General features: G+C 46.8%; 15 protein-coding genes, 2 pseudogenes and 1 riboswitch. Of the genes and pseudogenes, 13 read left to right on the top strand and 4 right to left on the bottom strand.

The annotated features are described in order from the left end of the window. Positions 1–58 precede the first annotated feature (58 nt). Entirely contained in the window at positions 59–379 is a 321-nt protein-coding gene (locus tag KQJ23_RS00200) for a YolD-like family protein (protein ID WP_216476582.1), read from the top strand. A 1,060-nt stretch (positions 380–1,439) separates the two neighbouring features. Beyond that, on the top strand, positions 1,440–1,562 hold the full coding sequence (locus tag KQJ23_RS24150; RefSeq protein ID WP_216477031.1) for a LexA family protein: 123 nt from the start codon (positions 1,440–1,442) through the stop codon (positions 1,560–1,562). 388 nt (positions 1,563–1,950) lie between these two features. On the opposite strand, the gene KQJ23_RS00190 is transcribed toward KQJ23_RS24150, so the two are convergent. Beyond that, on the bottom strand, positions 1,951–2,430 hold the full coding sequence (locus KQJ23_RS00190; RefSeq protein WP_216476581.1) for a hypothetical protein: 480 nt from the start codon (positions 2,428–2,430) through the stop codon (positions 1,951–1,953). 65 nt (positions 2,431–2,495) lie between these two features. Further along, positions 2,496–3,338: a hypothetical protein gene (locus tag KQJ23_RS00185; protein ID WP_216476580.1), complete on the bottom strand. Its 843-nt coding sequence runs from the start codon at positions 3,336–3,338 to the stop codon at positions 2,496–2,498. 738 nt (positions 3,339–4,076) lie between these two features. On the opposite strand from KQJ23_RS00185, the pseudogene KQJ23_RS00180 reads away from it, so the two are divergent. From KQJ23_RS00180 to KQJ23_RS00165, 4 genes and pseudogenes are all read left to right on the top strand, one after another. Beyond that, a pseudogene (locus KQJ23_RS00180) lies at positions 4,077–4,409 on the top strand (DUF4145 domain-containing protein); the annotation flags it as partial. A gap of 185 nt (positions 4,410–4,594) precedes the next feature. Continuing rightward, positions 4,595–5,068: pseudogene (gene tnpA / locus KQJ23_RS00175) on the top strand (IS200/IS605 family transposase). 161 nt (positions 5,069–5,229) lie between these two features. Then, on the top strand, positions 5,230–5,580 hold the full coding sequence (locus KQJ23_RS00170) for a hypothetical protein (RefSeq protein ID WP_216476579.1): 351 nt from the start codon (positions 5,230–5,232) through the stop codon (positions 5,578–5,580). Between the two features lie 183 nt (positions 5,581–5,763). Further along, a complete protein-coding gene (locus KQJ23_RS00165) occupies positions 5,764–6,054 on the top strand; it encodes a hypothetical protein (RefSeq protein ID WP_216476578.1) in 291 nt (96 codons plus the stop codon). A gap of 316 nt (positions 6,055–6,370) precedes the next feature. Here the strand turns inward: KQJ23_RS00165 and KQJ23_RS00160 are convergent, their stop codons facing one another. Beyond that, complete coding sequence (locus tag KQJ23_RS00160) at positions 6,371–8,470, bottom strand: methyl-accepting chemotaxis protein (protein WP_216476577.1); 2,100 nt, start codon at positions 8,468–8,470, stop codon at positions 6,371–6,373. After that, complete coding sequence (locus KQJ23_RS00155) at positions 8,463–10,985, bottom strand: GH39 family glycosyl hydrolase (RefSeq protein ID WP_216476576.1); 2,523 nt, start codon at positions 10,983–10,985, stop codon at positions 8,463–8,465. The genes KQJ23_RS00160 and KQJ23_RS00155 overlap by 8 nt, the downstream gene beginning before the upstream one ends. Before the next feature lie 436 nt (positions 10,986–11,421). Here KQJ23_RS00155 and KQJ23_RS00150 point away from each other — a divergent pair, with 436 nt between their 5' ends. From KQJ23_RS00150 to pgmB, 7 genes are read left to right on the top strand one after another with little or no spacing between them, the layout of a single operon-like run. Then, positions 11,422–12,948, top strand: coding sequence for a sugar ABC transporter ATP-binding protein (locus KQJ23_RS00150; RefSeq protein ID WP_216476575.1), 1,527 nt, complete (start codon positions 11,422–11,424; stop codon positions 12,946–12,948). 21 nt (positions 12,949–12,969) lie between these two features. Further along, positions 12,970–13,923 carry an ABC transporter permease gene (locus KQJ23_RS00145; RefSeq protein ID WP_216476574.1) on the top strand — a complete coding sequence of 318 codons (954 nt, stop codon included), beginning with the start codon at positions 12,970–12,972 and terminating at the stop codon, positions 13,921–13,923. Between the two features lie 35 nt (positions 13,924–13,958). Beyond that, positions 13,959–15,098 (top strand): sugar ABC transporter substrate-binding protein, encoded by a 1,140-nt coding sequence (locus KQJ23_RS00140; RefSeq protein WP_216476573.1) that lies wholly within the window; start codon positions 13,959–13,961, stop codon positions 15,096–15,098. Positions 15,099–15,154: 56 nt separating this feature from the next. Continuing rightward, positions 15,155–16,147, top strand: coding sequence for an ABC transporter permease (locus tag KQJ23_RS00135; RefSeq protein WP_216476572.1), 993 nt, complete (start codon positions 15,155–15,157; stop codon positions 16,145–16,147). A 37-nt stretch (positions 16,148–16,184) separates the two neighbouring features. Next, on the top strand, positions 16,185–17,888 hold the full coding sequence (locus KQJ23_RS00130; protein ID WP_216476571.1) for a glycoside hydrolase family 3 protein: 1,704 nt from the start codon (positions 16,185–16,187) through the stop codon (positions 17,886–17,888). 15 nt (positions 17,889–17,903) lie between these two features. After that, a complete protein-coding gene (locus tag KQJ23_RS00125) occupies positions 17,904–18,782 on the top strand; it encodes an alpha/beta hydrolase (protein WP_216476570.1) in 879 nt (292 codons plus the stop codon). A gap of 5 nt (positions 18,783–18,787) precedes the next feature. Beyond that, positions 18,788–19,462, top strand: coding sequence for a beta-phosphoglucomutase (pgmB, locus tag KQJ23_RS00120; RefSeq protein ID WP_216476569.1), 675 nt, complete (start codon positions 18,788–18,790; stop codon positions 19,460–19,462). 222 nt (positions 19,463–19,684) lie between these two features. Next, positions 19,685–19,786, top strand: a riboswitch (purine riboswitch). Positions 19,787–19,797: the final 11 nt, after the last annotated feature.

The raw sequence follows: 19,797 nt of genomic DNA, 5'->3' as shown, positions 1-19,797 counted from the left end.
ATTAAAACTTGAATAAGAACCTACGTTCGGTATATAATGACCGCAGAGGTGAGTCCCGATGAGTAAACTTGATGGAAATGTACGTTGGCAATCAAAACTGATCACACCAGAATTTGCGGAGGCTCTTAGACAGCGAGAAATATCTAACTCTCGCCGAATACGACCCCATATTGATGATCAGCTTGCAGAGCAAATTTCAAGGTTTCTAATTGAAACGCATCGTGCGAGGCAGTCAGTTAGCTTACGTATGTTTGACGAGTTTGAAAATGCACGTGTTGTGGGCATTATTGAACGTTTGGATACTGAGGGACGACGTTTTATGGTAGATGGAGAATGGTTTATCGCAACTGATATATTAGAAATGGGATTTGCACGATAAAAGAGTGAAGCCAGCTGATCTTGAACGCGGAGGTCAGCTGGATGTTTATTATTTGCACTAATCTCCTATTTCGACTGAATCGAAAATTCCAACATTCTTCTAACCAAACTTCTAACTTCTTATGAATATCAACACTTACCTATAAATACTTAATTACAAGAGAAACCTTATTCTATAGGCTTTTAACACCTTATAAAACCCTATAAATAACTAATGTAACGCACTCGTAATGCGTAGGCCGGGGGTTCAATTCCCTTCACCAGCATATTTAAAGATTCAAGCATGGCGCGGCCCCCGAGGTTTTCGGGGGCCGCGTTTTTGTCTGTATTTTGCGAGGCTTCTAACATTCTTCTATTCATGGTTTAAAGCGTTAATTCGCAAAAAAATCTGTAGGACAAATGTGACTTTCATAATATTGGAATTCAATATAAAAATCCTCTCTTCACATATATCATATAAAGTGAAGAGAAGCAGAAAGAAGATGATTAATGGTGATCTGTACTCGCTTAGGTTTTTCACGTTGTAGGGCAGGTCTTGAAATTAGAATTGCTTTTTTACCTCTTGGGGCTTTTTCGCCAGTAATTGAGTTTCCGATATTTTTCAGAACTTCAGCCTGAAGGTTGGGGAGAACGACCTACCCGTGACGTAATGCGTTCTCCTCTATAAGTGAAATATGAGAGGGACACAAATGTTTAATCGGAATTATGTGACTACCTGGGCGACTTTTTGTGACCTTTAAAAAAGAAGAGATCAAAGAGCCTACAGAAGAAGATATGAAAAAAATGCAGAAATATCAAAGGGCTTATTATATACATATGAATCAATTTCATAATGCTTCAATTTAAAGATAGCTAGACTATCCAATTTGGGATTTTACAAATCAAAAATTATGCTGTTTAAAGCACAATTGACGGTTATGGCTCATTAATTACCGGGATTCTTCCGATATGCTCAAGGATATCCCGGCTGCTCGTTTGACGAAAGATTTGGATATATTTGAGAAGTTGTATCGATGGAAATGAATGACAAGAGAGAAGGGGAGCAGAATCGAGACTAAACTATTAACCCGGCGCCAAGAAGAAGTACTGATTTTATAAAATCGTTTGTGGGCAGAAAGGGTTACCCGCCGACAGTGCGGGAAATTGCCGAACATATGCATTATCAATGCATCCTCCATGTATAGAGGACTTATTGCCTTCATACGGTGAAACAATTTAGATTGAACCGCCTATATATGATGCAATCAGAAAACATGGATTGTTATTGCCTGAAGACTTCCCTGCAGAGTAGTAAAGCAATTCGTTAGGTGTTGTTGCATTTACGACACTATCGATAACGGTATACACATCATCAGATGTCCGAATGACCAATATGACTTTGACAAGGCTGAATTTATCCGCAAGCCAGAAAAGCGTTTTTGGAATTTTCGAAGAAGGTCATATTACCTGGAAATTGGATAATATTCGATGCTACCAGCCTCGACTCCAGCTAAGGGGCAGCAGGGGCTATGGATTTGGGACCAGAGGAACAAACTAGCTAATAATCAATGAGAGAAAATAGAGGACATGGGTTTACTTCTCAAATGGAAGCTCTTTGTTCTTTAGTTCTGAATTAATCCTTTTTGCATCTTCAATATTTGTAGCAGGGGAAGTAATAGTGATTTTTTTCTCACCATCGTTAATTGAGTGAGTTAGTTTTTGATAAAGATCCTTATCCGTTATTTCAATAGTCAATTCAAGACTATTATGATCAAAAAAAATTTGTCCAAGATAAGCTCTTGTTGCTTTGTTGTAGCTTATTAATCCTGATCCGGATGAAAACGTTATATTATCAAAGGTAATTCCATTTCCAATAGAAAGAGATCCAATGAAACTGTGCTTTTTTGTGTCATACTCACCTTTCATTTTTATCTCAGAAGTTTCTTTTACTTCGTTCCCATACAGATATGCTGAATTGCTGATATCAATCTCTTTCTTGGAATCAGTACAACTTAAAAGCAAAAGGGACAAAAAAATGATAGCCAACGCAACATGGAATTTTCTGAGTTTCATTCAACTTCGCCTTCCTTCTTTAAGAGATGGCTTCGAGTCACCTCAAAGCCATCTCCAAGAAAATTTTAGAATGGAAAATATGGTGTTACATTAACAACAGTCCCACCGCTATACGAATAAAAGAGTGGGTAGAGGGTATTTTTTGCTAACGATCTCAGTCTATCTTCATCATAAAAAAAGTTCCCTGCTTGACCTGATATTTGACCAATATCTAAATTTGATGGTGTGTAACGAACATTGCCTTTGTAATAAACCGTATTTAACTGAGCGTGAGTATTTTTCTTTTGTGAAGTAGCCATTGGTTCCCAAATATTATTTCTATAGACTTCGACCTTCTTGTTAATTATTACGTAATCATGAAGCGAACGAGTTATAGTACTATTGTATGATTCGTATTCGCTTTCGTTGATAAAAAATCCGAGAATTGACATAAAAGCACCCACATATGGATGTGTTAGACCAGCTCCAAATTCAAACACCTTGTTCGCTAAAACTGCGAGATCACCACGCGTGTTTTTATACTCAGTCTGAGCACCGTAGGCATACTCAGTAATAATTCTTGTATCACCAGATACTGCAGAAATACCAATTTGTGAATGACTATCAGGATATTCTGTCTCACTATAAACAATATAATCATCAAGTAAGAAGCTAAGATTTTGTTGGTTGCTTTGAGTTGATTTCAATGCCAATGTTTTACCCAATTCTGCCTCGTATTTATTTATATCTATTGCCAAGCCTTCTTTAAGAGCTTTTTCTCTGATGTAATCAAAGGTAACCGTACTAGATTCAGTCATAGGATCATAACTACTTGTCTTTTCAGGAACAGCAAAAGCTGACGTACTACTACTCATCAAACTAACAACGAATAGAGGAATTGTAAGCAGTTTAGCAATGGTTTTTTTCAAAATTAGCCACCTCCAGGAAATTTTAGCACTTAATTTCCAAGTAATAACATTAACGTATCTTTTTTGGGTAATTTTGTAAATGGGGCTAATTACCTATTCAAAAAATATTAATTATTGGTCTATAGAAATAGTTCGATGAAATTAAGGAAAGAAATTTATTCATATGAGGATTACATGTCCAAGGCATTTTTGTCTATTTTTAGTATGCACTTTATTTACATCAGTAACAAAGAGGAAAGCTAGATGGTGCCATTCTAAGTCTGTGGCAAGCACTTGACGTGAAATCTTTACAAAACCAACTCAACACAAGCGGTAACCATCTATAAAAACTACTTGCGTTAATTAAATATAACCAAGGGCGAGTTCTGTTATGAATGGGTGGGGTGATTATTGGTGATGAAATTGAATAATAATGGTGATCAATGTGTGCTTAATTGTCATCATTGCGGAAATAAGACGCAAATGAACAGGATTGCCCACTATGATCGAAGTGTTACTGATAAATTTCATCTTATGCTTAATGCCCTTACTGAGATAACTTTTTATACTGAGGGGGACTTATACTTGTGTCCTGTTTGTGATAATGTCACTCTTGTTAAGACATCCAAGAACACCGAAAACATAGATCCAGAGGACTTTTCTATGGAAGCAACTGAGACAATATTATACCCCGGTATTTCGATTTATGGCAATGGAGTACCAAATGTTGTACGATGAGCATTTGAAGCTGCGTTAAGTGTCAAAAATATTGAGGGTGTCCTTTGTGCGATAGGTATACGGAGAACTCTCGAATTAATGTGTAAAGATAAGAATGCTACAGGTGACAACTTGTACTCTCAATTGTCAGACCTTTCAAACAAAGGGGTATTGCCTCCAATTCTAAGTAATATGGCCACAGTACTTAGAAAGTTGGGGAACGAGGCAGCTCACGGTACTGCAGACGAACAATTTTCCAAAGAGATAATTGATTCAATGATTAAATTTACACAAGTTATTCTTGATTACGTCTATCAGCTTCCAGATGAGATTACGAAAATTCAAAAGCACTTAAGTAAATCCTTTGAGGATTAATGACACATAAGGTTGGGAGGCGCGTATACGCGCTTCTTTTTTGTTTAGGCTTTAGCCAGTTGAGTACGCGAAGCGTGCGAAACAGAAAACCACCCGCTATGCGGGTGGAAGGATCGAGGGTTTGACCAACAAGACCATCCCGATAAAATTGAGATGTTCAGGCGGGGTGAAAGGAATGGGCTTAGTTGGCAAACAAGAACTATAGTCTTGCTCACACAAAGTGGATGTGCAAATACCATATTGTGTTCACCCCGAAGTATAGACGGGAAGAAATCTATAATCAAGTGAGGAAAGACTTGATCGAAATTATCAAACGTCTATGTAAGTATAAAGGCGTGGAGATTCTAGAAGGCCATATGATGCCGGATCATGTACACATGTTGGTAGCCATCCCATGAAAGATATCCGTGTCATCTTTCATGGGATATCTGAAGGGGAAAAGTTCACTCATGATCTTTGAGAAGCATGCCCAATTAAAGTATAAATACAGGAACCGAAAATTTTGGGTGGAGGGATATTATGTGAGTACAGTGGGATTGAATGAAGCTACCGCAGCAAAGTATATTCGTGAACAAGAAGCACACGATCAAGCAATGGATAAGCTGAGTGTAAAAGAATATGAAGATCCGTTCAGCAGCAACGGTGGCAAGAAGAAGTAAACCAGTTTAACAGGTAAGTGAAGGTGACAAATTACACTGGGCCTGAACAATTTTATTGTCAGGCTAGCGTCTTTAGGCGCAGTTTGGCAACAGGGGGTTATACCCCAACAGCAAACCACCCGTTGGACGGGTGGTTCTGATTGGGAGGCGGTGATAATGTAATGCAAGAGCACGAGATCCAAACCGTGAAGATCATTCCTACAGGTAGCGGCACAGATCCGGTAGAAAGGGCCCACCATGTCATTCGCAATGTTATGACGACGCAGCAATGGGAATCGAACTCTGCTATGGGACAAGCAGGGCCGGTCGGACGATCAGCTTTTCGGAAGCCTACAAGCGTTTTGTATGGTACCTGGCTTACACTGTTGCGACATGGGGTAAAAACCCATCGACTCATATCGCTTCCTTCAGACAAGTGGTTAGACTCTGGGCGTAAAAACGACGTAGCGCAGGGGCTTTTGTTGTTGCGGTTGATTGGTAGCATCACTGGTGCATTCATCTTACAGATGTGATGCGGGAAGATATTCTTATTATATATAAATGCGCTCTTGATACTGTTGGATATTATGGGAATCATTGGAAACAATGTATTTCCCCTTATTTCATACTTTGACGTCGGTGGAATAACTCGAAACAAGCCCGACCTTATGTTTGGTGAAACCCAGTACAAGAAGCTTTTATGGTAATAAAAGTAAATGTTTAATCATAATAGGTTCGGTTTTAAAGTAAAAGAGGAAACAAAGAAAATGGGAATACTCCTAGGCTATAAATCAAATGAGGATATAAAATTAATAGCAACATACATAATTAAAAATAAGGACGGGGAATCTTTAGCATCTGGTCAGATCGAAGACGGAGCAGTAGAAAGCAAAGAGATTGCAGTACCTAATGGAGAGACAGAGTTCATAGTCGAATTCGAGTCTGAGAGCACAAATAATGTAGGCGTAGGTTATATCATTTGGGATGAAAGCTGGATTGAGAACTAATTTTAAACCTAAAGCGAACACGACCTGACCTCAAGTTAAGCGCCTTTTGACAGTTTATCCGTGTTAGCATGTAACCATAGAAAAAGGCGGGAATGACACGCACGGCCGCATGAATGCGGTGATGAACCGGGCGTACCTCTTCCTGCCTTTTCTATTACCATTTGAAGACGGGACCCACTGCGGTAAAAAAAGAGTCTCAACTATTACATTGTAGAACAGCTCCGCAACGACTAAAAACGTGACAAAAGCCGCGGTAATGCCGTCTGCTTTCTCGAGATTTCCAACAAGCGCTTTGGATTTTGGCTTGGCTATTGTTCTATACTTTGAAAAGAGCCATCTTATCCGTTAGCTCTTGAACAAGCGTGCTGAGATGAGCCGCAGCTGCCGAGATTTCTTGCATCGTGGATAGCTGCTGCTCGGAGGCGGCAGCTGCTTGCGCCGTTTGAGATGTTGATTTCTCTGTAATGCCGGACACCAGCTTAACGGCTTCTGCTACGCGGATGGTACCTGCTGACATGTCATGAACCTCGGACGAAACCTCCTGAGCACGAATACCTACGAGCTTCATCTCTTCCATGATTGAAGAGAATAGCTGCCCGCTTTCTGTGACGCTGACAAGTCCCTTCTCAACCTCAAAGGCGGTACTGTCGATCAATTGCTCTGCCTGCTCCGTATCGGCACTGATCTCGGAAATCCCCGCTTGCACCTGGTCGACGGCATCCTTCGTCTGCTCTGCCAATTTGCGAATTTCCGCAGCGACTACGGCGAAGCCTCGGCCTTGCTCCCCGGCACGGGCCGCCTCGACGGAGGCATTCAGAGCAAGAATTTTAGTCTGGTTGGAAATGCCGGAGATCAATCCCACCAGGGATTCTATCTCGCCGGAGCGCATCCCGAGCCGCTTCATGGCTTCATTGGAGGCTCCCATAGAAGAGGAGATCATGTTCATCTCTCCAACGGCTCGTTGTACAACCTGATTGCCGTGCTCGGTCTGCCTGATAACATCCTTGGCGGATGCCGATACGGCTTCGGCTGAGGTGGAGACCCGCCCGACGCTTTCCGTCATCTCCCGCATCATGCTGGCGGCCTGGGAGGCCTCGTTATGCTGCTCCTGCATTCCTTCTGCCGCCATCTCCATGGATGCGGATATCGTCTGGGCGGCCAGCGCGGTCTGCTCTGCGCTGGAAGTCAATTGCTCGGAGGTCGCGCTCACGGTGAGGGCAATTTCCGAGGTTTGCTTCAGCATGTGCCGCAGGTTAGTGGAGGCCTCGTTCAGATGAACCGCCATCTGGCCAAATTCATCTTTGGCCCGGATATCCACGGTTTGGGTCAAATCTCCCTTAGCCATACCCTGCAAGGCATGAACCATTCGCTGAATATTACTGATGACGATGATCCGGGCCAGCAGCCAAAAGCCCGCTCCCAGCAGTAGCAGAGCCACAATCCCGATTACCACAGATTCATTCCGGTTAGTGGTGTAGGCTTTTAAAATTTCAGATTCAGGAATTGCCGTCTGCACGTACCATACCTCGTCATCGATTATAGGGATGGGCTTAAATGCCCGAATGATGGCTGCGCCGCCGGCATCTATACTTCGATGGACCAATTGTCCCTGCTGTACCTTTTCGAATACCTGATGGTTATGTTCGGAAGAGAGAAAGGAATTCCCGGCATCTTCTGCATTCTCTCCATTGGCTATGTATAGACCCCCTTGGGACAGCAAGGAGACATTGCCGCCAAGCGGATGCTCTTGCTCTGCCGATTGCTGAAATGTATCGAGAAGGAAGGCGCCCCCGATTATGCCAAGAAATTGCCCGTCCTGATCCAGAACCGGCAATACAATCATCGTGAGCAGTTCGGAATTGCCATCCTCGGTGGAAGCATTATAAGGCTCCATGACGATGGCTCGCTTCTCTGATTTGGCTTGCTCATAGGCAGTAAAGGTATCCAGACCGCCGAAGGGGACAGGCATGATCTGCCCATCATCGAACCGAATGGCGAGGGTTGCCATCCGGCCAGCATTCACGGCATACAGCGGGTCAGCGGTATAGTCCAGATCCTTGCCGTAAGCATTCGGCTCCCAAACCGTAAATATAGAACTGACGGAGTTGTTATCGTTCAGCAGACTTCCAAGAAGACGAACCATGCGCTGACGATCAGGGTTCCCTTGGGATACCTCATCGAGAAAACTGGACCGTAAGGATGCCAGTGAGGCCACAGTGTTTTGCACAATCTTGGTATGATTATCCGCGAAATTTTGTCCTGTATTTTGTGCTTCCAGCATACCGAGGTCCATACTCACCTTTTTTAGCATCGTCAAGTTCCAGCTTATCAGAATAGTAAAAGCAGCCACCAGAATCACAGTAGATAAGGCGATGAACTTGACGATTACTTTCTGATTTCTAAACCATTTAAACATGGATGGTCTCCCCCTCATGAATTTCGGAAATTTCGATCAAGCGGATTTCGAAAGGCTCCAGCACCGTGTGGATCGTTAATATGTCGCTGGTGAAGCGCAGCTCCTTTTCGATCCTGGGAATGGATATTTGGCGCAAGTAATCTATATCGCTAGCGGACCAATCGGCGGCCTGGCCCAGATTCAAGGCGTTATCATAAGCGCTGCCGTAGCTGCGGTTCACGATAGAATGCTTGATCTCGTAATGTCCGGCCAAGGGGGCAAGCTCCAGCCGGAGCTCGCGTTTGGTTTTGTTGGGAAAATGGGAATAACGCTCCTTGTGCGAAATGCTGATTGAGATGCCATTGGCATAAATGTCATCATAATGATGGTAGTTATGCAGCAGGATTTGGTAATTCATTCCTTTCCGGGTAATGAAATAGCCTTCTCCCCGATCTACCAGCTCATCCCCAAGCCGATTCAAGAAGCAGAAGGCATGATAGGCCGGCTTCTTAATGTTGTTATACGTAAATAAACCCAGCCCGCCATGGAACAATTGCTGCGGCAACCGATTCTCTTCATGCATGTCGGTCAGGAGCCAGTAGCCAAAGGAGTCCAGGCGGTCATAGTTCTCGGTAATATTCTTGATCACATAGGACGATTTGAAGCAGGTATCGCTCATCAAGTCCTTGTGAGATACCGTGGAGTTCCACTCCGTCATATATACCGGCAGATCAGACAAGCTCTCTTCGAGAAGCCGCTCCTGAAGCCGATCGATGAATTGCCGGAAGGAATCGGTTACCGGACTAAGGTTAAGCTGCTTGTCCATGCTGAGATGGTTGTTCTGCGGCACGAGGTCGATATCGTAATAATGAACGGTGATAAAGTCAGGCAGACAGGCATGATCCCGGCTGAAGGCCAGGAAAGAGAATAGCCAATCCTCGCTCTTGTTGTAGGTCGAGAACGCGGCTGGTCCGCCGAAGGCTAGCAGCGGGTCGATGCTCTTCACCGTGTCGTAGGTATTCCTGTAGAGGGAGAAGAACGTCTCGTCCTGCTTGAAGCCAAATAGCAGATTGGACGAGCTGGGCTCGTTCCATACGCAGAACATCCAGCTTCGCACCTCACTGATGCCATATCGTCCGATTAAGTGCCGCGTCAATGCCTCGACTAGCCGGTTCCACTTGCCCGTATCCCTGGGCGGGCTAGTGTTCATGTTGGAATAGAAGACGGTTTTGGACAAATCGCTGGCCAGCTTGCCGGGCATGAATGAAAACTGTACCAGTGGCTTCAGGCCAACGGACAGCAGAAAATCGAACGCCTTGTCGATGAGCCGGAAATTATAGATGGCCTTCCCCTCGGAATCCTCGCCATACACCATCAGATCATCATCTAATAGCCCATGCATCTTGATGTAATTGAAGCCGATTTCCTGCTGAGCCGTACGCAAGGCTTCCTGGACATCGGCATACAGCACTTCCTTCACCCGGCTCACGCCGATGAAGTTCTTGAAGTGGTGCTTCAACTGTACGGTCGGCTCGTTCACATCCACCTGGCATATGGTGGAGAACTGCTGCAAATAGGTCTGTGGCGGTGCTGCAGTCAAAGGCTCGCCCAAATTATTCTCGATGAACAGGGAGATTTCCTCATGATAGGAGTGGGGCTCGTCCTGATAATAATTGACGGACTTCTCCTTGGTCGTCTCGATGCTCCCCGATACTTCTTCCGCATGCTTCTTGCGCCATATGCTTGGGAGCTCCCCGTATTTCTCGCTGAAGGCCGTTACGAAGGAACGCACATTGGGAAAGCCGTTCTTGGCGGCAATTTTGTCGATCGTCAGCGATTCATTTAACAAATCGTTCACCGCATAATGCAGGCGCAGATCCTTCAAGTATTCACTGAAAGATAAACCGAGCTTCTTCTTGAAATATTTGGACAGATAAGGAACGGACAGGAACTCTTGCTTTGCCACCTCTTGCAGGGACAACGGTTCATTGTAATGACTGTTCACATAATCCAGAATCCTGCGCAGCCGATCCAGGGCTTCCTTGGGCTGGCGGTTGCCTCCCTGTTCCTCGCTGCTGAAATGGGTGCATAGCTCGTAGATCAGTTCATAGACGAGGGAAGCATTCTTGAGATCAATAAACTCTGAAGCATTGATGTTATGCTGGAGGATTTGAGCGACGATCCGCTTGATGTTCCTGAACATCTCGGGTTGGTTCGTCTTGGCTGTATTGCAGTCGAAGTACATCTTTTTGAGATCCACGACCACTTCCTTAAGCAGCTCAAGCTTGATTTGCAAGGCAACCATGGTCGCGTCCTCTGAATGCAGCTCATGCACCTCGTTGGAATTAATGAGAATCAGATCTCCTGCGCCTAGCTGATAGGAGACATTATTGACATTGATATCGACCTGTCCCTTCATGGTTACAATAAGCTCTAAGGACTGATGCCAATGTCGGCTAACATTGCCGATCCGGTGCAGGAAAAACTTGATGGGAAGCTTTTTCGGGAAGTTAATAATCTCGTGGCGAAATTCCAAGCTCAAGCACTCCTTGATGGTTGGTTTGTTAATTCCATGCTTTTTCCAGAGTGTACTAAATATTAATGCAATCCACAATACTAAAGAGTGAAATGTTGGAAAATGAGCATTTAGGTTAAATTTTTGCTCTATACATGATAAAAAGTATAGTTAATATTTAATCTCTCCTATGCTAAGATATTTGGTTTCTCAGGATATAGGACCCCTTGGAAAGTAGAATCGGGACGCTTTCAGCAGAAAGTGTGCTTTTTTGTTGTCTCTGGCTCTCATAAGGGGAGGATTTTTAACTTTGTGTAAGCATTTCTAGGATTTGGCGATTCTGATTGGTTAAATTATTGCCCTAATGAAGATAAAAGAAGCAGTTATAGCTCATTCTCAATCATGTTACACTTGGGCCACGGGAAGAAAGCGATATCAAGATTGAAGGAAGGTTGACATGGACAAACCCGTTTTTTTAGAAACCAGAAATATCGTGAAGAGATTTAATGAGGTTTTGGCCGTGAATCAGGTGAGCATGAAGATTTATCGCGGGGAGATTCGCGGACTAATCGGCGAGAATGGTTCCGGTAAATCAACGATCTCCGCCATGATCAGCGGCTTGCTGCCGAAGACGGATGGGGACATCTATGTCGAAGGTGAGCCTTATATTCCCAAGAACCCGCTGGATGCCCGGGCCAGAAAAATCTCCATGATTGTACAGGAGACCGGAACCATCGGTCCTTTGTCCATTGCGGAGAATATCTTTTTGGGAGATGAGAAGCGATTCCTGCGGGGCGGTTTTGTTGATCGCAAGCGGATGCTTGAGGAGGCAGAGAAGGCGCTGGAGCTTGTTGAGTTCGGTCCGGTAGACGTATCACAGCCGACCTTCACCTTGAATTTCGAACAGCGGAAGCTGATTGAAATCGCGAGAGCGTTGTATCACGAGCCGGAATTGTTCATTGTGGACGAGACGACCACCGCATTGTCGCACGACGGAAGACTTCTGATTCACCGGTTGATGCACAAGCTGCGTGATCTGAATAAAGCAGTCTTATTTATCTCCCATGATCTTCCCGAACTGATGGAGGTCTGCGATGCGCTGACTATCATGCGAGACGGTGATTTAATCACGACGATTGACCGCGCGGATTTTGAAGAGAATCATATCAAGCAATCCATGGTCGGCAGAGTGATCGAAGGCAACTACTATAGAAGCGATGATGTGGCTTCGCGTGGTGATCAGGCCATGATTCAAGTGAAGGGCGTTCATACGAATACACTTCACGATATTGGTTTTGATCTGTACCAAGGAGAAATCCTCGGAATTGGTGGATTGTCAGGCAGCGGTATGCATGAGGTAGGGAAGGTCATTTTCGGTGAGTTGAAGCCACAGCAGGGTGAAGTTATCGTATACGGGCATAGGCAGCAAGGGCGGGGAGAACTACATCCCACCAAGATAAAAAATGTCCAGAATGCGATCGCGAATCAAGTCGGATATGTGTCCAAGGACCGGGATCGCGAGACTTTAATTATGGAAGCCTCAATCAAAGAAAACCTTGTATTGTCGGCCCTCGGGAAGCTGACTCAATTCGGACTGGTCTTGCCCGGAGCAGAGAAGAGATTTGCTCGTAAGCAGATCGAGGGATTGAATATCAAGGCCAGCGGGATGAATCAGCGCGTAGGGGAATTGTCGGGGGGCAACAAACAAAAGGTGTCTTTTGGCAAATGGATCGGCAACGATTCCAAAATTCTGATCCTCGATAGTCCAACTCGCGGTGTTGACGTTGGGGTGAAGACCACGATGTATCAACTGCTCTACTCGCTGAAGCAGCAAGGCTATGCCATCTTGATCATCTCGGAGGAACTCCCCGAATTAATCGGGATGAGCGACCGGATTCTGATGATGAAGGATGGAAGAATTAATAAGGAATTCCGGCGGGATGAGCAATTAAGTGAATCTATGCTAATCGACTACATGATTTAGGCAAGGCGGTGAGAAACAACGATGAAACTATTTTTCAAAAAGCATCAACATACGCTGATCCAGTATGCCGGGCTGGTGCTCGTATTGCTTGTGTTCACGCTCATGACAGACGGAGCGCTGTTATCTGAGTTCAACGTTCGAACGATACTCAAGCAGCTCGTCATTTTATTTACGATCACCGTGGGGATGATCTTTATTTTCTCCCATGGCGGGATGGATATTTCGGTAGGGGCGGTGTTGGCGCTAAGCTCCATGGCGGCTATTTACACGATGAATGCAGGAGCCCCGCTTGTGCTAGGCATTCTGGTGGCCGTATTCATATCGGTCCTCTGTTATATGATTAACGTGCTGATTGCCAACCAGTTTGGCCTCATGGCCGCCATTGCCTCACTAGCGATCATGATTGTATCCCGAGGGATCGTCACCTACCAGGTGTCAACCTCGGTGACCAAGATTGCTCTGGTGGATGTCAAGCCATTAAGGGAGCTAGGGAGGAATATGCCCCTGATCGTAACCATCATCGTGCTGGTGGGTGTGGTTGGTTATGTATTGTTCCATCTGACGAAGATGGGCAAGCAAAACAAAGCGATTGGCGACAATCCGCTGGCCGCATCACAGAGTGGTGTACGAGTGAATAGGACCAAGGTTATTGCCTATCTGCTGGCGGGTATCCTGGTGGGGTTCGCTTCGATTCTTTCCTTGTCCCGCTCGGCGGTTATTAGTGAGAACACCGGGATGGGACTGGAGATGGACGTTATCGTCGCGCTGATTCTGGGCGGCATGGCGCTCAACGGGGGTAGCCGTTCCAGAATGAGCTCGGCCTTTGTGGGAAGCATTACCTTGGTATTGTTGAACAATGGTCTGGTGATGGTGGGCGTTCCGCCTGAGGTAGTATCGCTGGTGAAGGGTATGATTTTCCTCGTTGTCGTGTTCCTGCTGCTGCGGAGACCGGCCACTGAGGTTATGCCGAGATAAACAACAATAATAGATCAGAAAAGGGGTACATTCAAATGAAAAGAAAACAGTGGATCTTCTCTTTGGCAGCGTTGATGCTTCTGTTCAGTGTAGTTCTGTCCGGTTGTGGCGGGAACGGCAACAGTGCAAACGGCAATGAAGGCGGCAAGGCGAAAGACAATTATACCATAGGAGTCATGCTTTACAATTATACCGATATTCAAGGACAACAAATTAAAGCCTATTGCTCGTATCTGGAGAAGAATTTTAATGTGAAATTCAACTTTGCTACGGTAGGACCTAGTGAAGAAGGACATATCAGCGGTCTGGAGAACCTGCTGGCCTCCGGCGTGGATGCCATCATTAGTGGTTATGATACCGCACTGGAGCAAAGCGTCAGCCTGACGGAAGAAGCCGGTGTCTATTATGCGGTTGCACTGGGTGAAGTGGACGAGAATGTAACGAGTGACTATTTTGTAGGCGGCATCAAGCAATTTGGCGAGAATCCTGAGGAACTGGGAGCCAAATATGCGGAACAAGCTTATGCAGCTGGGGCGAAGCATATTGGGATGACGTCATTCCTGGAGTTTGCCTTTGTTGATGCTCCGGCTATTATCAAGGGCTTCACGGATAAGATGAATGAACTGGATACGCAAGGAGAAGTGACCGTGTATCCGACAGAATTCCATTCCTTTGCTCCGGAAAATGCGGCCGATGCCGTGACCAAGGTGATCTCCGATCATCCCGAGGTGGATGCCATTGTAGGTTTGGGTTCCGGTATGGATTATGTGTATCCAGCCATCCTCAACAGCACGAAGCCGGACATTCCTTTGCTGGCGCTTGGTTATAACGATAGCGCGGAAGATGGCTTTGCCAGCGGCAAGGTGCTGATGGCCGGAACAAACAACTATGGTCAGCTTGTCGCGAACTCCTTCGCCCAGCTCTATGATCGGCTGAATGGCAAGACGTATTCGGATTGGAAGGCCAATGGCTATATCAGCTATGTCACGATGACTTCCATTGAAGAGGTACAAGATTTCAAAAATTACGTTATTCCGGAAGATCAATCCCAAGGTCCTGTGACGGCAGAGGAATTGAAGAGCGTTATGCTGACGTATAACGATGCAGCCACATGGGAATCGTTGCAGGAGCTGACGAATCGTACACTTGCCGAGATTAAGGCGGCCAGAAATTAAACCATGCTTGCTTTGGGAAAGAAGTTTGACGGGCAAGCGGATAATGGAGTGAAACTATGCAAGCCTCAATGTGGAAATACGCAGTTAACCTGCTAAAGACCTTCATGTTTCCAATTGCTGTGTATCTCAGCTTTCTGGTTATAACGCTTCTCATGAGCAAAACAGGGTACGTATCCTTCGGAGCCTTCGACCGGATTGTACGGGGCAGCGTGCTGACGACGATTACGGCTTATGCCATTGCGTTGCCTTTATCCGGCGGAAGATGGGACTTTGCACCAGGAATCATCATCATGCTCGCCGGCATCATTGGGAGCAATATAACGATTGATCTGGGGCTCGGCCCAGTCATGTTGCTCATCATTACTATCGCGGTTGCCATTGTGCTGAGTTTATTTGAAGGGCTCCTGTATGTCTGGATTCGGGTGCCTACGATCATTGTCTCGCTTGGCGTGGTGATGATGTATGAGGCGATATCCGGTGTCGTCTATGGAGGTTCAGGTACCCAGCTATTTATGCATGCTAACCTGACGATCTTCGCAAGGTCGCCCTGGATTTATATCCTGTTGGCCGTAGTCATGGTGTTGTTCTATTACCTTCTGGGTCACACCAAATTTGGCTATGATACAAGATCGTTGTCCGCCAATCCGAGACTTGCGGTCAACATGGGCGTGAAGGAGAAGAGGAATATTTTGCTGACCTACCTGGTCGTAGGGGCGCTCCTTGGCATCTCTGCCGTTATTAACGCCTCCACTGTACTGGTATCACCAGCCGGGAATCTTAGCTCCACCGCCTTGATGTTCTCTTCCATGGCTCCGGTATTGATGGGGCTGTACCTTGCGCAATTTACGAACTTGCCGCTGGGCATTTTTGCAGGGGCGCTGGGGATGAACTCCCTGTCCTACGGGATGGTGGTCATGGGCATTAACAGTTCCCTGCAAACCGTGGTCATCGGGGTGTTCATTGTGGTCTTCATGGCCTATACGACCAATCAGGAGCGCATCCGCTCCTATCTTAACCGTGCCAAGGCAGGGAGAAAAGCGAGCGCATAGAGAAAAGCGAGCATCAGGAGAGGAGAGAGATAAGCGGATGAACATCAATTTGCTACGGCAAAAGCCGTTCAATTTAGAAGAAGAAGATCTGCAATGGGTGACATCTACCTTCGAGGGATTGACAACCGATGAGAAGATCGGGCAGTTGTTCTTCATGGTTGGATATAAGCAGGACGAGCCATTCCTGACCCGGCTGGCGGGAGAGCTTGGTATAGGAGGGCTGATGTGCCGTTCAATGGACAAGGAAAGCGTGATGGCCACCGTCTCTACCTTGCAATCGGCCGCCAGAATTCCGCTGCTGATTGCTGCCAATTTGGAAGCCGGGGGCCAGGGCATCACCAAGGATGGGACGAAGATTGGTTCCAATATGACCATTGCCGCCACCGATGATCCCGAGATGGCTTACGAGCTAGGCAAAATCTGTGCCCTGGAAGGCAAGAGCGTTGGCGCTAATTATGCGTTTGCCCCTGTGGTCGACGTGGATTATAACTTCCGCAATCCGATTACCAATACCCGAACCTTTGGGAGCGACCCGGAGCGGGTAAAAACCATGGGCGCTGCCTATGTCCAGGGAGCGCAAGAGCAGGGCATGGCGACCTCGATCAAGCATTTTCCCGGAGATGGTATAGACGAACGGGATCAGCATCTTGTGACCTCCGTCAATACATTGACCACAGAGGAATGGGACCGCAGCTTCGGCAGCATCTATCGTCATTTGATTGACGAGGGGGCCAAGACGGTCATGATCGGGCATATCGCGTTGCCTGAATACTCCAAGAAGCTTGATCCGTCGCTGAAGGACGAGGAAATATTGCCGGCTTCGCTGGCCAAAGAGCTGCTCTTTGGTTTGCTTCGGGAACAGCTTGGCTTCAATGGCTTGATCTTGACCGATGCCACTACCATGGCGGGGATGAATATCCCGATGCCGAGAAATGAATTGGTTCCGCGTTCGATCGAGAACGGGTGCGACATGTTCCTGTTCACCAAGAATCTGGCCGAAGACGTTGCCTTCATGAAGCAAGGGCTGGAGAATGGCCTGCTGTCAGCAAAAAGGTTGGATGAAGCGGTGCTGCGTATTCTCGGGTTGAAGGCCTCTCTAGCTCTGCATAAGTCTAGCAATTTCCCCTCGCCGGAAACGGCGGAGAACACACTAAGACATGAGCGCCATCTGAATATCGCAGAGCAGGTAGCTGATCGATCCATCACGCTCGTGAAGGAGGAGCAGGGCGTATTGCCTATCACCAGCCAGCGCTTCAAGCGGGTTCTGCTCTATGATATCGAGAGTGAAGCCAACGCCCTGGGCTACAACAAATCGAGCGGACTGGCCGCTTCCTTCATTCCATTATTGGAAGCGGAGGGCTTTGAAGTGACGCGCTTCGAGCCCAGCGGCGTTTACGAAGGGCTTCAAGGCTCGTTCCAGGACATGCAGGATCGCTACGATTTGATCCTCTACCTGTGCAATCTGGCGACCAAATCGAACCAGACCGCCGTACGCATTGAATGGATTAACCCGATGGGAGTGAACGTTCCGATCTATATGCAATCCATCCCGACGATCTTCATTTCGACAGAGAATCCATATCATCTGCTGGATGTCCCTCGGGTCAAAACCTTTATTAATACGTATGGAGTTAATGATTATACCTTGCCTCTGCTCGTTCGCAAGCTGACAGGGCGGTCGGCATTCAAGGGCAAGAGTCCTGTAGATCCATTCTGCGGAAAATGGGATACTCGATTATAGAAAGAAGGAACTCATGTGATTCATGAAACGATAAAGCTGTTTGAACATTCCTCGGCCACCTTGACGACTTACGTGCAAGAGGATGGGGAGTATGACCGGAAAGGCTTGGTTCGTCCAGCTATTCTAATCTGCCCCGGGGGAGGTTATGCCTTTATCTCGCAAAATGAAGGCGAGCCGGTGGCACTGGCCTTCGCCAGAATGGGCTATCATGCTTTTGTTCTGACCTATTCCGTGAAAATCGCCAATCCGTTCCCAACCGCTCTACGCGAGTTGGCTCAAGCGATGTCTATCATCCGGGCACGAGCTGATGAATGGCGGGTCGATACGAATGATATAACCGTGGCTGGCTTTTCTGCGGGGGGCAATTTGGCTCTTAGCTTGGGGGTTCACTATCGCAATGCAATCATTACGGATGAGATCGGGCTGACTTCGGAACAAATCAAGCCCAATCAATTGGTTCTGGGTTATCCTGCGGTCACCTTGGAGCCGCGTTCGACAGAGACGCCGGCCTTCCTCATTGAGCTGATGGACAAGGGGCTAATGCCGGATTTCCGTGGTCCGAATATTCGTGAAATCCTGATGGGCAAGGAGAATCTTACCGAGGAAGAAGAGCAGTCACTTAATCTTCTCCCCCTCGTAAGCGGGGACACCCCGCGCACCTTTATCTGGGGAACCTATGAGGATACGGTGATTCTGCCAACCGATCTGCTTGGACTTGCCAGCAAGCTGCATGAATATCAAGTGCCTTGTGAATTGCATCTGTTCGAGAAGGGACCTCATGGCATGTCTCTTGGCGATGACACCGTTAAGCCCGAGGACCAGGTGAACGCTCTGAGCCTGGGTTCCTGGGTGGAGCTAAGCCGGAAATGGCTTGAGCAAGGAAGGGGGAGGTAACCAACATGCAGCCGCAAGCCTTTATCTTCGATTTGGACGGAGTCATTACGGATACCGCCGAATTTCATTATCTGGCCTGGAAGCAAGTTGGAGAAGAGCTTGGCATTTCCGTGGACAGAGAACTGAACGAGCAGCTCAAGGGAGTGAGCCGGCTTGAATCGCTGGAACGGATTCTGTCTGCCAGCCCGCACCCCCTAAGCTTGTCCGATGCGGAGAAGGAGCAGTGGGCAACAAGGAAAAACAATCATTACCGTGAGTTGATTGAAGCGATTCGTCCCAGCGACATCCTTCCCGGTATCACGGAACTGCTTGAGGAGATTCAGGCAAGCAAGCTGCGGATCGCCCTGGGATCAGCCAGCCGGAATGCAACCTTCGTCTTGGACAAGCTGGGACTTACCGAGGCGTTCGAGTATATTGTGGACCCTGGGCGCATTGCCTTTGGCAAGCCGCATCCGGAGACTTTCCTGAATGCCGCCGATGCCCTGGGTGTTCCTTATGCGGCTTGCATCGGCGTAGAGGACTCCGAGGCAGGGATCGAGGCGATCAATCAGGCCGGGATGTTCTCGGTAGGGGTTGGAGCACCGGCATTTCTGCATGAAGCAGACTATTTGGTTCCGGATACCTCGCGGCTCAAGCTTGAGGAAATACGGAAGGCATACTCGGATCAAGGGACCCGTTAATACCAGCTACGAAAACGTTAGACAAGTCTAGCGGACAGCGCCCATCGGGGATTCCCGGCGGGTGCTGTATTTGGGTTGAAGAAGCAAGTCATGGGGAGAATATTATTGAATATTACGTAATCCGTTCGCCTGCTGAATGTCCTGGCAAGGGAACGATAATTATACTAACCCGCTTGACTAGTGATGATACTTGTTGCATAATATGACGTGCTGGTCTGAAAGCTAAGCATAACAATTTTCATTCGTATAACTCTGCCAAGGATAGGGGCGGAGGTCTCTACAGGAAGCCTAAACTTCCTTACTACGAATATTTGATCGAAAAGTGATGGACGATC

The sequence above is a fragment of the Paenibacillus brevis genome (assembly GCF_018919145.1).
Lineage (GTDB): Bacteria > Bacillota > Bacilli > Paenibacillales > Paenibacillaceae > Fontibacillus > Fontibacillus brevis.
This window is presented reverse-complemented; position numbering and strand designations above follow the sequence as displayed.